This is a genomic window from Pantoea sp. MHSD4 (genome assembly GCF_021043305.1).
GTDB lineage: Bacteria > Pseudomonadota > Gammaproteobacteria > Enterobacterales > Enterobacteriaceae > Pantoea > Pantoea eucalypti.
This window is the reverse complement of the sequence record NZ_JAJNDH010000009.1, coordinates 1-14,595: the sequence shown is the minus strand read 5'-3', so window position 1 is coordinate 14,595 and position 14,595 is coordinate 1. Positions and strand designations below refer to the sequence as shown.

The 14,595-nt window shown below is 48.6% G+C and carries 13 protein-coding genes; 8 read left to right on the top strand and 5 right to left on the bottom strand.

All coding sequences use genetic code 11. From position 1 onward, the window contains the following. Positions 1–21: 21 nt before the first annotated feature. The gene (locus LQK91_RS20225) at positions 22–1,680 is read right to left on the bottom strand and encodes a methyl-accepting chemotaxis protein (RefSeq protein WP_008926781.1); all 1,659 of its coding nucleotides are present in this window, start codon (positions 1,678–1,680) and stop codon (positions 22–24) included. Between the two features lie 625 nt (positions 1,681–2,305). On the opposite strand from LQK91_RS20225, the gene LQK91_RS20220 reads away from it, so the two are divergent. Continuing rightward, complete coding sequence (locus tag LQK91_RS20220; RefSeq protein ID WP_008926782.1) at positions 2,306–2,635, top strand: hypothetical protein; 330 nt, start codon at positions 2,306–2,308, stop codon at positions 2,633–2,635. Positions 2,636–2,717: 82 nt separating this feature from the next. Here LQK91_RS20220 and LQK91_RS20215 read toward each other — a convergent pair whose 3' ends face one another. Next, positions 2,718–2,951 carry a hypothetical protein gene (locus LQK91_RS20215; RefSeq protein WP_008926783.1) on the bottom strand — a complete coding sequence of 78 codons (234 nt, stop codon included), beginning with the start codon at positions 2,949–2,951 and terminating at the stop codon, positions 2,718–2,720. A gap of 955 nt (positions 2,952–3,906) precedes the next feature. Here LQK91_RS20215 and LQK91_RS20210 point away from each other — a divergent pair. From LQK91_RS20210 to LQK91_RS20200, 3 genes are all read left to right on the top strand, one after another. Further along, the gene (locus LQK91_RS20210; RefSeq protein WP_105100092.1) at positions 3,907–5,124 is read left to right on the top strand and encodes a diguanylate phosphodiesterase; all 1,218 of its coding nucleotides are present in this window, start codon (positions 3,907–3,909) and stop codon (positions 5,122–5,124) included. A gap of 174 nt (positions 5,125–5,298) precedes the next feature. Continuing rightward, entirely contained in the window at positions 5,299–5,508 is a 210-nt protein-coding gene (locus LQK91_RS20205) for a CsbD family protein (protein ID WP_003850662.1), read from the top strand. Between the two features lie 198 nt (positions 5,509–5,706). After that, on the top strand, positions 5,707–6,471 hold the full coding sequence (locus tag LQK91_RS20200; protein WP_003850659.1) for a MerR family transcriptional regulator: 765 nt from the start codon (positions 5,707–5,709) through the stop codon (positions 6,469–6,471). A 71-nt stretch (positions 6,472–6,542) separates the two neighbouring features. Here LQK91_RS20200 and LQK91_RS20195 read toward each other — a convergent pair whose 3' ends face one another. Next, entirely contained in the window at positions 6,543–7,031 is a 489-nt protein-coding gene (locus LQK91_RS20195) for an Hsp20 family protein (RefSeq protein ID WP_008926785.1), read from the bottom strand. A 175-nt stretch (positions 7,032–7,206) separates the two neighbouring features. Beyond that, positions 7,207–7,446 carry a hypothetical protein gene (locus tag LQK91_RS20190; protein ID WP_008926786.1) on the bottom strand — a complete coding sequence of 80 codons (240 nt, stop codon included), beginning with the start codon at positions 7,444–7,446 and terminating at the stop codon, positions 7,207–7,209. A 367-nt stretch (positions 7,447–7,813) separates the two neighbouring features. Here LQK91_RS20190 and LQK91_RS20185 point away from each other — a divergent pair, with 367 nt between their 5' ends. The 4 genes from LQK91_RS20185 to LQK91_RS20170 all read left to right on the top strand — a co-directional run bounded on the left by LQK91_RS20185 (position 7,814) and on the right by LQK91_RS20170 (position 12,184). Further along, positions 7,814–8,014 (top strand): DUF3606 domain-containing protein, encoded by a 201-nt coding sequence (locus LQK91_RS20185; RefSeq protein WP_003850653.1) that lies wholly within the window; start codon positions 7,814–7,816, stop codon positions 8,012–8,014. 542 nt (positions 8,015–8,556) lie between these two features. Next, the gene (locus LQK91_RS20180; RefSeq protein WP_105100056.1) at positions 8,557–10,341 is read left to right on the top strand and encodes a GGDEF domain-containing phosphodiesterase; all 1,785 of its coding nucleotides are present in this window, start codon (positions 8,557–8,559) and stop codon (positions 10,339–10,341) included. Positions 10,342–10,538: 197 nt separating this feature from the next. After that, positions 10,539–10,745: a DUF1471 domain-containing protein gene (locus LQK91_RS20175; RefSeq protein WP_008926787.1), complete on the top strand. Its 207-nt coding sequence runs from the start codon at positions 10,539–10,541 to the stop codon at positions 10,743–10,745. Between the two features lie 251 nt (positions 10,746–10,996). Continuing rightward, the gene (locus tag LQK91_RS20170; RefSeq protein WP_003850648.1) at positions 10,997–12,184 is read left to right on the top strand and encodes a diguanylate phosphodiesterase; all 1,188 of its coding nucleotides are present in this window, start codon (positions 10,997–10,999) and stop codon (positions 12,182–12,184) included. A 1,337-nt stretch (positions 12,185–13,521) separates the two neighbouring features. On the opposite strand, the gene LQK91_RS20165 is transcribed toward LQK91_RS20170, so the two are convergent. Further along, positions 13,522–14,595: a RepB family plasmid replication initiator protein gene (locus LQK91_RS20165; RefSeq protein WP_008926788.1), complete on the bottom strand. Its 1,074-nt coding sequence runs from the start codon at positions 14,593–14,595 to the stop codon at positions 13,522–13,524.

Below are 14,595 nucleotides of genomic sequence, written 5' to 3'. Positions count from 1 at the left end.
CATTATGCTATTGGTAAACTGTTAAAAACTTTCCCAGTTCGCCTTCGTCATGTCGATGGCCTGCCGCTCAGGCTGCTTTGCCTGCAATACCGGACGACGCAGAGCTGCGGCCTGCTGCGGCTGAGCGACACGGTGATTGCTCTCCAGCGTAAAGGTCGCCACCAACCCTGCCAGTGTCTCTGCCTGCTCCTGCAGCGACTTAGAAGCAGATGATGCCTCCTCCACCAGCGAGGCGTTCTGCTGCGTCACTTCATCCATCTGGCCAATTGCCTGATGAACCTGCTCAATGCCTTTGCTCTGCTCAGAGGTTGCTGCGGCAATCTCATTGACCAGATCGGCCACCTGCTGAATCGCCTGGCGGACATTTTCACTGTTTGCACCAACGCCGCTGGCCTGCGCTAAACCGTGCTCAACCTGCGAAACCGACGTAGAAATAAGATCTTTGATTTCCCGGGCAGCAGAAGAGGAGCGCTGCGCCAGATTACGCACTTCTGAGGCGACAACGGCGAAGCCGCGGCCATGCTCACCGGCACGTGCGGCTTCAACGGCCGCATTCAGTGCCAGAATATTGGTCTGGAACGCAATGCCTTCAATCAGGCCGGTGATTTCAGAGATTTTGGCAGAGCTGCCGCGGATTTCATCCATAGTGCTGAGCATCTGCTTCACCGCTGACCCATTCTGGATTGACATGTTATTGGCATTATTCACCAGGCTGCTGGCCTGATGCGCACCTTCTGAGTTCTGACGCACCGTTTCACTCAGTGTGGCCATACTGGCAGACGTCTGCTCCAGTGAAGCAGCCTGTTCTTCCGTGCGCGCAGAGAGATCCTCATTGCCTGCGGCAATCTGCGTTGACCCGGTACTGACCGATTGTGCGGCATGACTGACCGACAGAAGCGTGCCAGAAACGCGTGCCAGCAGCTGGTTAAATGCCATTGCCGTTTTACCGATCTCATCCTTACTGCGGACTTCAGCGGTGTGGGTCAGGTCAAGCGTATGACTGACCTGGGTCATGGTATTCACCATGCCTGAGAGGCTCTTTTTGATGCCCAGAATCACCTTCGTGGAAAAAGCGGCCAGTATCAGAATAAGCAGCAAGGACCCGCCAGACATCATCCACAGCGTCTTGTTATAAACACGCTTATTCTCAGTTCTAAGCTGTTCGCCAATATCGATGTTCAGCTGAATCTGACGGGTGAAATCTGCCTCCATCTTACGCGCTGCAGCACCAATCCCATTCTCACTCTGTAATAACGGCAGTGTGACCGCATCATTGTGGGCGCGTGATGCAGCAATAAAGGCCGGCAATGCGTTACGGACTGCATCCAGATTTTTATCGGCCTGCTCAGTCATCGCTTTATCTTCATCGCTCGAGATGTCGTTCGCCATATAATAATCATTGAGTGACTTAATCTGCGAAAGCAAACTCTCAATGCGCTCTTCTGCCGCGGAGAATTTCGTCGCATCACTGGTGCTATGATGGCGATAAAGCGCAATACCTAGCTGATTGGTCACGCTGATTGATTTATTGAGATCACGAATGCTGGGTATCGCGTTGACCTGGACATATTCAAATCGCGACTGAAAACCCGAGATCACAGACAATGAGATAATAACCAGCGCAATCAGTGACATTGCCAGCAGTGAAAAAATCAGTACGAGACGCTGTGTAATAGTCATACGAGCCCTTAAAAAAGAGTAATTTGAATATATCGAAAGCTGGATCGTTCTTATCGGCTCTGGTCAGCAGTGCTTTAATTAATTGGGGTAAATATATTTTTTTAATTGTTCTGGCGAATCTCAGAGAATGCACTATCTATCAAAATGATGCTTACCATCAGGACATAAAGTTTTACATTTAGTCGTATTTACATAATTTCCTCTTTTTCAGAATGGTGTTTTTTTACATGCAGCAAGGTCATCTTTGTTACATATCAGCCATTCATTTGATCCTAATGATTAGCGAGCTAATTCAACAGCCTGACTGACAATAATCATCTGTCAGAAGGAGGGCAACCCCAGAGAAATCTTGCTACAGACCCAGTAAAAATAGGAAAGGGATTACTAAGCGAAGACTGAGAGCCAAAATCACAACCCCTGTTTATCATCAGTGGCACTGATGTATGTGTTATTGACTGTCCAGAGGCTTAAAGGAGAAGGCATAGGATTTTAGCCATTCGTGGCAGGCCCAGATTAAATCAGTGAAATGACTGGCGGAATGCTGATTCTGGTCTATGCTCACTGGCCCGACCAGGCTTTAGTCTGTCGGATAGCAATATCGCTTAAAATAAAAAAGGTAGTGATCATGGATTTAGCCACATTTGAAACCAGAACGGGTCTTTGGCCACACATGCAGTTTACGGATGTTGAATATGACTTTTGCAGCGCTGGCGTTGAAATCTACGCCATTGACGTCAGCCGTCAGACTAAAAGCAAGCTGTTTATCTGCCGTGTCGCCAACGAGCAGCAGGCTGCGTCACTGACAGCCCAGTTCAAAGAGTGGCTACCGAAGTTAAAGCTTAAAAAACGCAAAGTTGCTTTGAATCTGGCTCGCATGGCGTGCGACAAAAGTTATTCCGCCAATCCTAAGTTTCAGGATCGGTCAGATTTGCGCCACAACACGTCAAGGCTCTGATGTTTATTCAGCCTGCAAGCGTTAACGCGGGCAGGCTTAAACGCTCTCTTGTCTGTTGTGTATGACGATTCTGCGGCACGTTTTAAGTGCGCGCCGCGGGCACCTGAAACAGCCGACAATCACCATCCTCAATCGAAATATCGCTGAAAGTGGTTATATGCATTTCAATCCAGGTGTTCGCGGCGCGAAATGTGTAAGAGGCATTTCGCTGTTCAAGCTCAGCGACAAAATCCCGGGTGCTTACTGTGCACTGACCGACATCATCCTGCCTCATCGCCTCCCTGAATGCTGTCCAGACCTCATCATCCTGTGACATCACATTTACCCCGCTCTGGCTCAGGCCCAAAATAACTGTATATACAAACAGTACAATTTGTTTTTGATGCGGTCAAGTCTTCGTGAAAAGCCTGATTCAGACACTGTGAGACATCACTGTTCCGGCCACTTTTAGCAGAAGCGGCAGGTTTGAGGGGACTTTAATCCTAATCTTAGAAATCGTTTTCACATCAGATTAAGTCATTGATAAAAAAAGCAAGTATCATAAGTAGCATTTTAATTATTTGATATCTAAATAAAAAAACTGTTAAACACAGCGGCATCAAAGTTGGTTTTGCCCTATCTTTAAATGGCTCTGTAATGAAATCCACTTCTTTTACAGAGTGATTTGACTCCTACCCTTGCCCCCTTTTACAGGGGGCACTTTTTCAGATAACACAGGTGACGACATTCGCGAGTTTATGCTGACGGGTAATATGCGTGTATTTAGCGAAAATGTGGTGACTACGTTAATGCGCTGTCTGGAAAAATGGTGTATTTGTAACCTGATGATTCATCAGCCGGGCTTAAATTATCAACACTTAAAAACAGTTGTTTGAATTTAAAGGTATTTTTTATGAAATATCTAAAGAACAACACTTATCTGCTAAAAAAGCTCGCCAAATCACCATGGTAAGGAGAACAAAAAACGCGTAATAATCAGTCACTATTGTTTTGACCGGCGCCTCACCAGGGATGTCGTAACGTTATAATAATGCGCTATATCCGATATTCGCCCCCGCTTTTGCGGGGGCTTTTTATTTTACTCATTCCTTTATCACCTTCCCGCTCCTGAGCGATGCAATACGTCAATCCTCACAATCCTGACCACGCCATAAATTGATAGCCCGATTAATGCTGTAAGCAAAAGGTCATAATGGCTACAGTTGTGCCCTTAGCCATCAATTTTTCTGTGATATGGTTAATCAGTAATGTTTGGCCATATGAGTTTGCTTATGCTCTCCACCCTTATATATCGCAGCCAGCTTGTGGCTTCTGTCTCGCCAGAGAGATTACTGGCGCTGGTGGAACGCGCCAGTATTAAAAATGCCGAGGCTGAGGTCACTGGAATCCTGCTCTATGATGGGCAGTACTTTTTTCAGGTGCTGGAAGGAAAAGTCGATAATGTCCAGACTGTCTTCCAGCGTATCTGTCAGGATGATCGACACTTTAATCTGATTGAGCTGATGCGAGATTATGCGCCCGCACGTCGCTTTGGAAATGCTGGTATGGCCCTGTTTGATTTACGTGACTATCCGCAACATGCCGTGGTGGATGCCCTGCTTAAGCGAGTGACTCTGAGTGATGAGCGCATCAAACAAGACCGGGTAGTAAAGTTCCTGCGTTCTTTCGTCGAAGGACGTGATAAAGCGACGTTTATTGAGATCGATCCCGCCAGTCTATGGACGCTGACTTTACCTCTTAAACAAGACGTTCAGCCCGCCGGGCAACAGACTTCCGGGCAGCGCTGTGAATTTGCGCTCCAGCCAATTGTCGATGCAACAAATCGTCAGATTGTTTCCTGTGAAGCCCTGATACGCGGCCCACATGGCGCCCCACCCGCCGACTATTTTTCACAATTGCAGGAGAACGAGCGATACCAGGCCGATCTGCACTCTAAAGCCTACGCTTTCAAGCTGGCCAGACACCTGGGATTGCGGGAGCTGACGCTCTCCGTCAATCTCCTGCCCATGTCGCTGGTCGTGATCGATCATGCGGTAGACCATCTTATCCAGCAAATCATTCAGCAAGGATTGCGACCTGAGCAGGTCGTGATTGAGGTGACGGAAGATGAGATCATTTCGCGCTTTGACGAGTTTCAGTCTGCCGTACAGCAACTTAAAGCTGCCGGAATCAGTCTGGCGCTGGACGATTTTGGCGCCGGTTTCGCAGGCCTGTCACTGTTAGCCGATTTTCAGCCCGACAAAGTTAAAATTGATCGCAAACTCATCACCGATATTCACCGTAGCGGCCCTCGCCAGGCGATAGTAATGGCCATTCTTAAATGCTGCCAGGCGCTGGAGATCACGGTCATCGCGGAAGGAGTAGAAAAAATTGAAGAGTGGCTCTGGCTGGAAGGTGCTGGCGTTCGCTATTACCAGGGGTTTCTGTTTGCCCGCCCGGCCCTGAATGCGCTGCCTGCAGTAAGCTGGCCATCGCGCCGCCCGGACTGACTAAAGAGGAGAGCGTTCCTTTTATCTCTCCTCTTTTACTCAGAGTTTGACCCGGCTCACACCTCCCCGCTGCAAATTGCAAAAGCTGTGCCATGCTTTATTCATCTGGCAGCCAACAGGCAAAACAGATATTCATCACGTCCCTGGATAACAACCGAAATTGGGAGAATCACCATGAACGAAGATCGCATCAGCGGTAACTGGAAGCAGTTCAAAGGTAAGGTTAAGGAAAAATGGGGTGATCTTACGGATGATGATATGACCGTTGTCGAAGGGAAGCGTGATCAACTGGTCGGTAAAATTCAGGAACGCTATGGCTACGAAAAAGATCGTGCTGAAAAAGAAGTGAAAGATTGGGAAGACTCCAATAAGTATCACTGGTAATGCGTTCTGAATCGCCGGGCGTTACAGCGCCCGGCACCTGCTTTGATTTCCCTCAATCCTTATTCACCCGACTTAATGTCAACTGCGCCTGATGCGGGCAGTGATTATGGAAATGATTATTTCTTTATTTGCCGATGAAGCGCATACTGCGACTCTCGTCCCTGAACATGGGACCTCAAAATCGTCCGGATATTACCTATGCCTCACCACACTACCGACACCGTATGTGGCCTTGTCGGTGTTCTTCCTGAAACTCTGCGTCGCTGGCGCCGTGCCGGGCTAATCACGCCACCGGGTCCTGCTGGCTACTCAGATAATCAGCTCACGCGTGCGCTATGTGTGCGTGAAATGACGTCGGGAGGTCATACGTTGTTCGATATCCATACGGCAATTAACTGGCCCAACGTGGCACTGTCAGGCGGGTGGGCTTGTCGCGAAGAGGATATTTTGCAGTTGCTGGCCAATAATCCAGATGCTGATATCGATCGCGAACTTCAAATGATGAACACCGACTACTGTGGTGACGATTACGTTAATTGCTACCTGCGACCCCTTAACCTCTGGCTGCGCGCTGACCTGAGTGATGGAGCGGATATGCGTCTGCAACGCTTTCATGCCGCGGTTGTCGCGCAATGGGAGCGCCTGTCTCTGGCAGCCCGTCGACGCAGCACGGTTCCCTTGTTCCTGGAAGCGGTCAGCGTTACAGATGAAACAGAGATCTGGATGGAGGCGATACGGCTTAATGGACAGGGTTTTCGGGTTGAAGTGGCCGCAGTCGCTTCTGGTCAACCCGCCGTGGCACAATGTCGTTTTGAACATCATCTGATGTGGTGTGGTGATGGGATTAGTGCCTCAATGAAGGCGGCATTCAATGCCAGTCTTGAAGCGGGTAAACCCATCATGCTGACTGGCACTAACATCGATTTGCAGTCGCAAAATAATCTTATCTTTGCCAGCGCCTGAGCACCGTCACCTTTTCACCAGCCGGCACTTAAAAGGCGGAAACAGCCTTTGCCGTCTCCGCCCTGTTCATATTATTGATGTTCCAGCGTACGCTGACCGCCGATTGCAATCGGGATACGTCGCGGTTTCTCACTCTCTGGTATTTCCTGGAGCAGATCGATATTGAGCAATCCTTCCGCCAGGCTGGCTTCAGTCACTTTTATATGCTCCGGAATAGAAAAGCTCAGCTGGAAATCGTGCCGGGAAATGCCGCGATGTATCCAGCGGCCACTCTCTTTGCCGGCCTCATCGGATGCGTGCTGAGATGCTTGTTCTCTGTGCCCCGCGACTGAAAGCCGATCGCCACGTAACTCAATCTCCAGTTCATGCTCTTTCCAGCCCGGTACGCTAACGGTCAACGCATAGCGGTTTTCCTCAACATGCTTAAGATCATAAGCAGGAACAGAGCTTACCGGACTGTCGCCAGTAAGCTGACTAAACAACTTATCGATGCGATTAAAGCGGTCTGAAAAAACTGAATCAGACAGGGAGGGGAAAACAGAAACGTGTTGTACTGACATAGTGATAATCTCCTGAACAGGTTCATCCAAAAGTTCATCTGACCGGTAACACACTTCCAGTCAACTTCCTAAATAGGGTTGTTCAGTCAGTTTTCAAGCCAGAAACTGGCTTTTTTTATTGTTATCATACAGCCGGTTATTGCAGGGAATAACACTAAGGGCGATAACACAGCGTCTATTTCTTACTCTGGGGTGAAAGAACGAAATGGGGATGGCGGCCAGCCAATAATAATAGCAACTCATATTCGCCCTGACTTAATAACGTTGGATTGCCTGCAGCTTCTTTGGTTTGCCAGACTCTCAGGCTAAGGTCAAAACGCTCAGCAGCACTCTGCTGCGACAGGCCGGCGGCAAGACGAAGTTCACGCACGTTACTCTGGACAACCACAGGCGACTGGGGGGGACGGTTAACCAAACAAAGACTCCTTCAACACGATGAAACGAAAACGCACAGCGCTTCGCGATTGACTGAGCGAAGCGATCTGAAAGCGGTGAGGACGACAAGACCAGAGAATAATTGACTATTTTGAATAAATGTCAAATTTTCAGACTTAAGATTCAGACATAAATTTTTTAAGCGAAGCGGCATATTTCAACTCATCGGCGATTTTTCTATTTCGTTAGAGTGCTTTATTCTTCCCGCCAGGAATTATCCTGTTATTTGCCTTAAGGTCCATTCAGGGATTAATCCGCTACCTCATTACGCCTTTTTTCATCAGGATAGATGCTTAGCTTGAGAATTATGTTCAGGCTGCTTCATTGAAACCAGAGGAGGATAATAAATGAAAAATCCTATCCAGCGTCGCTCGCCTGATGATTTGTCACAGGTGGAAATTCGCGAACAGTGGCAAATCACTTACTGGACCCAGGAATTAGGTACAACACAGGAAAGGCTGACGCGCGCTATCCGGGAGGGGGGGCCGCAGACAGAACAGGTCCGGGACTGGCTTGAGCAAAATCCGCCGCCACGCCGTCCAACATAATCCCAGAGGGCTAAAAGTTTAATAAATCCTGACTGAAGCGCTGGTTTTCCGCCAGCCATGCGGTGGGTTGACCTGCATCAGACAGCGTTATGCTGACAGGTCACATCTGCCGTTCAAAATCACATCCTGGCTTTTGCTTAGTGTTTTTATGCGGTTACCTGTCCTTCGACCCGCAAGTTGCCATTGCTCTGCATGTAAACGTTGTGCTTCGGTGTAAAATTGCCTTTTAAATAATATTAACCATCCTGAATGCTTATTCATCTCATGATGACAGATAAACATTAGCCCTTCTTAAAATTACCTTTTTTATTTATAAAATGAAGAAGCTCAAATAGTCTCATGCCTCTTCGATTAAATTTTCAAATCGTAAACACGCTTTTAATGCGTTAAAGAAAATATTAAGAGACACCCAGTGCATAGTCCCTTATCATTAAGTTGAAAATAAAAATCACACTCTATTTCCTGCCGCCCGAATCACATTTCGTTCCGGACAGTTTTCTTTTTTTCGCACTGTAATCAGCCGGTGCGGGGGTTCTACACACATGCTTAACAATCCAGACGGCGACAACGAGCGCCGAGGACGCGCTTTACAGGCTCTGCGCGCCCCAGATGAAAGCCGCGACGAGGTTCTGCGGAAGTTTGTCCGGCTAGCCAGTCAGGCCCTGGGTATCCCGGGCAGCTTTATCTCGGTGCTGGATGATGAATTTCAAACAGTACAGGCATCACACAATTTTGATCTGCAACGCTCAACCCGCGCAGATTCACTCTGCCGCCACGTGGTTGACAGTGACAGTGCCGTTATTGTGCCTGATACATATCATGACGCGCGTTTTGTCACCCATCCTCTGATTACGGGCTCGCCCTTTATTCGCTTTTATGCCGGTGTGCCACTGAAAACCCGCGACGGTATGATTCTGGGCACACTCTGTGTTACCGACACCCAGCCACAGGCATTTGCGAGTAAGCAAGTGACGATATTGACGTTGCTCTCCACACTGGTGATGTCATTCCTGGAAGCCTGGCACTCGGCGGGTTTTACCGATCCGGTGACCGGCCTGCCCAATCGTCAACGCCTGATACGGGATTTGCAGTATCTGGCCCTGGCCGGCGATACGACGCCACGCCGTCTGGTTCTGATTGACTGCATTGATATGTCACGCGCTTACGAACTGGCCCGAACCATGGGAATGACACCGGTCGAAAGTTTGCTAAAAGATATGGCTACCCTGTTGCCGCTGCGCCTGCGCCCGGCAGTTGGCGAGATGATCTATACCGTGGCAACGGGCCGGTTTGCTATCCTGACGCGAGCGGACAGCCGGCTCAGTGCTGCCTGGGTAGCCGGTCGTCTGGAGGGTATCAGCGCAGACATGGATGAAGGTCTTTCGGTCGCACTGACTCCCCATACTGGTGAAACGGGATTTGTTGCCGGTCATCTGCCAGCATCAGAAATATTACGTCGCGCGGTTAGTGCATTGAATGAAGCTGTTGGCCGTGGGCTGCCTTCTCAGTGCTTTAATATTGCATCGGAAACCCAGCGTTCAGAAGATTTCATGCTGATGACCGATCTTAAAACGGCGTTACGTGAAAATACCGGGCTTTACATGGTCTATCAGCCGAAAATTTGTCTGCAAAGTGGTAAACCGGTGGGTCTGGAAGCACTTATCCGCTGGCAACATCCCAGCCGGGGAGAGCTCTCACCCGCTGCATTTATCCCGCTGGCTGAACAGACCGATCTACTCTCTGTATTGACCATCTGGATTATCGATCAAGCGGTCGAACGTCTCAGCAGGCTGCGTAATAACTGTATCCAGTTGCCCTTGACCATAAACGTTAGTGTGCGCGACTTTGCGCGCGAGGGATTCGCTTCAGCGCTGGAAAGCAAGATGCTGAAATCTAAACTTCCGACTTCTCTGCTGGGCATCGAATGTCTGGAGACCGAACGTATTCTCGAAAGCCCCACCGCTCTGCGCGGGCTGGAGATGCTAAGGGAACGAGGATTCAAAATTTCACTCGACGATTTTGGCGCCGGCTACAGTAACATCAGTTATCTGCGCCGTATGCCGCTGGATGTGATTAAGCTGGATCGCTCCCTGATCAGTGAACTGTCCTCAGATACCGCTTCACGCATCATTGCCCGTAGCATTATCGCGATGCTCAAAGAGCTGGATTATACCGTGGTGGCTGAAGGGGTAGAGTGTCCGGACGCGGTGTCATCCCTGACTGAGTATGGTTGCGATCAGGCTCAGGGGTATTTCTATTCGAAGCCGCTACGCGAAGAAGCTCTCGATCACTGGCTTCACTGGAAGCTACGTGGCGAGTGTCATTAAACTGGCCTGAGCGCGATCTGATATCAGATCGCGTTTCGCACATCTGGTCCTCTCAAACACCCTCATATTCATTCATTCAAAATAATTGAATGATTTCAGCAAATATTAGCTATTTTAGTCCGGCATGATCTTGCCTATGATTCATTACATCGAGGCAAAACGCCTATTCCTGAATGAAAATGCTGAGGATGCTGCCCATGAAAACAATCAAAAATTTCGTTGCTGTTACCGCACTACTGATTTCTTTTAGTAGTTTTGCAGAGAGTATTACCGCTACTGCTTCGACATTGGATGCTGCTGAAGCGAAAGTCGCGTCGCTGGCCAAAGATGCTGGTGCATCTTATAAAATCACCGGCGCACGCGTTGATAACCGTGCCTACGTCTCTGCTGAGCTGATTAAATAACGTTTATCAGGTTAATATGACGAGGCTGCCATTATGGCGGCCTTTTTTACTATGTAGCAGGCATGCAGTTGTCTGTTCAGTATCCGTGTCTTTAATACTGTCAGCGATTATTGAAATCGCTCCATCAATTTGCCGTTACGCTTACTGCCATCTGCTCTGGTGCAGTCTGTGCGACACTGAATAAGTAGTGATGAAACATTTATTGAACAATGTTAGCGTGTACCCAACATTCATATAAAGCTGAGCTGCACATGCTGACTACCATAATTTATCGCAGCCATATTTCTGATGATTTTCCGATCAGAACCATTCCCGCGATGGTCGACAACGCCAACAGAATAAATACGGCTCACGACGTGACCGGCATTTTATTATTTAATGGTACCCATTTTTTTCAACTGCTTGAAGGTCCGGAAGCGGGCATTCAGGCTGTCTATCAGCGAATTTGCGCCGATCGGCGACACCATAATGTAGTCGAGCTGATGCGCGATTATGCACCTTACCGCCGCTTTGGTAACGCGGGTATGGCGCTCTTTGACCTGCGTGAACACGATCGCTCATCACTGCTGCAGGCTGTGCTGGATAAAGGGACGTCAAAATATCGCCTGACCTATGATGATCGGGCACTGCAATTCCTGCGCACGTTCGTAGAGTCACGTGAAAAAGAGAATTACTACGAAGTTCTCCCGCCAGGTTACTGGGAGTTTATTTCCGAACACAATGATGTACCTGACTCCCGTCCCGAGACAGAAGGCGTCAGTTTCCGTCCAGTGGTCGATCCCCTGGCTCGTCAGGTCACGGCCATTGAAGCAACAACACTGAGGCCTGCGCATGCTGATGACGCAACAGGGGACCAGCTTTATGCTAACGATCTGGAAACCGTTAAAGCGACATTTGCCCATGCAGGGCTGGTCTGCCCGGACGGTATGACGCTTTACGTCAGTCTGTTACCGATGACACTGGTGGTGATACCTCAGGCTGTTGAGCAGATTGTAACCGCCATTCATCAGGCGGGGCTGGTTCCTGAGCAGGTCGTTATCGGCGTAAGTGAAACTGCAGTTATCTCGCAGCTGGAAGATTTCTCTGAGGCAGTACGCACGCTAAAAGCGGCTGGAATTAGTCTGTCCATCGACAATTTTGGTGACGGTTCCGCAGGATTGTCATTACTGACTCATATTCAGCCCGACCGCATTCGCATAGATGCTGGTATCACTCGTGACGTCCATCGCAGTGGGCCAAAGCAGGCCGTTGTGCAGGCGATCATCAAATGCTGTTCAGCACTGGAGATCAATGTGATTGCCGCAGGGATCGTACAGGCTGAAGAGTGGATGTGGCTGGAGGCCGCAGGTGTGATTAATTTCCAGGGCACGCTGTTCGCTGCTGCAGGCCGCTACGAAGCACAGTCTGTCGCCTGGCCCGAATATCGGGAAGCGATATAGGGCAAGCTGCCTGAACAGTATCAAGCGGTGCGCCCGGGTGCGGCCGCTTTGATAACTGTCCTTTAAAGAGTCATTCAGCGCTTTAACCTCATCCCTCTGAACATGCCCTCCCCCACTGCCCTCCGTGTTGTGATATCGGGAAACCCGGCCACTTCTTACTGCAATTGTTGATAAATCTCTGGTCTCACTATTCATTCTCGCTAAGATCTCAGAGCAACCACTGTAGTGAGAAAAGCTCACCTTTTAACATCTGCATTGAGAAATCAGCGATAGCAGATCCTTATTTCGTATCAAAATCCATCAGCTAACCACTGTAGCGAGTAGACAGGCCTCATGCAGATTTTCGGAAACCACTATAGCGAGTAAATGAAAAAAGCATTCAGGGCAACTCAACCACTCTGGCTTTAAACACACCTCAACAGCACCCGTGCACGTTAGTCATGCCCTAACCACTGTAGAGAGTAAAAGACGAATCCCCTTCACAATAATGAAAGTTGACTCTTGATTGCATCAATTGTCGCAGTCTGCGGCCTTACAGAAGAGCTTTTAAGGATGCGATAAAGCATTTTGTCAGCGAAATTCTAAAGGTGGGTATCTTTATTAACGGCTGTAACGAGTAACAATTCAGGGAGAGGTTTAATTGAAGCTGTTAACAAAAACCTTACCTGGAGAGGCATTAAATGATAGTGAGTAATCACTTTAATCAGGGATTCATTGCCAGGCATAAAAGTCCCTGACAATAACAACCACTATGGAGAGTAAGCTAAACAATTCTGCTCCCAATTAATAACCACTGTAGCGAGAACATTTCATTATTGATCGTTGTTATCTGAGCATTAACTGGCCGTTTTTACGAAAAATTAGCCTGATAACCATTATAGCGAGTAAAGCCTGAGCGCGTCGGAGAGGAAAATCAGAGGATTAAGCAGAAATCAGGAGGGACTAACCACTGTAGCGAGTAACATAAAAACTCAAATTTTATCCCGGTAGCGCATCTGGTCTCTCTAACCCAGCGATTGCCAGTCTGAAGCAGACGTAGTAACCACTGTAACGAGTGAATAACAGGCCATTGTTTGGTTATCTGGCTTTAACAGATTAACAGACAGGTCCCTATACACAGTGAGTAACCACTGTAGCGAGCATGAAAATCACCGGACTCAGTTCAGAAAAAGAGTAAATGACAAGTGAGCATGCTGGCAGCGACGCTATTAAGACAAGATATCTGTTGTTAATCACTGTTCACTAACCACTGTAGCGAGTAGCAGTACTCGCTACAGTGGTTACCGTTTTAAAGAAGCCTATCCCTGCAAAATGGCGAGAGCGACACAGCGAATCTGTCACAGCTTCTTCTGCTTTCTGATTTTGTTGAGTAATTCTTTTTCCTCACGAGACACCATGACCAGTTCACTGTTCTCCTCTTCGATCATCGGTTCAGGCAGGCTGACATCAATAACGCCGGGGTCAAGATCAAGATCGTCATAATCGTCGATCTCATCATCGATCAGGTCAGAGTTGCTGAGTGGCAGTTCGGCCGGACGCAGCTTAGGATGACGATAATGCACCCAAAAGTAGACTGACGAGCCCCGCCGTGTTTCGGTGTAATCAAGATAACCAATCTCTTTTAACTGCTCCATGGCCTTTCTGACAGTCGCATTCTGGGTAATCACGCGTGACGTCAGGTTTAGTCTGGCACGCAGACGCGCCATTGATATCGGGGCAGGCTTAGGAGGAAGGCTTTCAATGAAGGTGTAGAGTGCCTGAGCGGATTCTTTGCGGGCCAGCTCATTGATAGCTTTCAGCTGCAGCAAAACCTTTCTGTCGAACTGATACAACTCAAAGATTTTGGGGTCAGCCTGCAGCGTTACCGTATCTTTCTTGATGCTGTATTTAGCCGACTGCACCAGATGCGTCGTGTAGTTTTCTCCGCCTTTACTGGTAAAGGTCAGAGTATTCGATGCGATACGCGTCAAGGATGCGTCCAGGCGGCTCCTGAGCTTCGAGGAGAGTCGTACCGAAGGTATGCCACAGAGTTTTGCGAATTCAACGAAAGAGAGCGTTACAGTGTCTCCCAGACACTCATGCGTGGCGAATGCTCGAATGATCCCGACCCAGGTTTTAAAATCATTATCCATATCCAACCGGGCACCCAGAATCTTAATGTTGTCATAGCCTTCTGACCTGACCAGGGATAACTGCTTAAGATCCTGTGTCACATCCATGGCATTCATCTGGTTTTTCTGACTGCGCGCCGTAGATTTGAGCGTCGGAACAAATAAGCCGAGCCGCATCAGCGCTACCGGCTGCACGGTGTTGTTACTGTTGGGGGTAAGAGTAACAACTTCACCTGTGCGTTTGTCTGTTTCGCTAAACGCATCGGCTATGTTCAGGATATCTGGTTCTTTTCTTGGCAT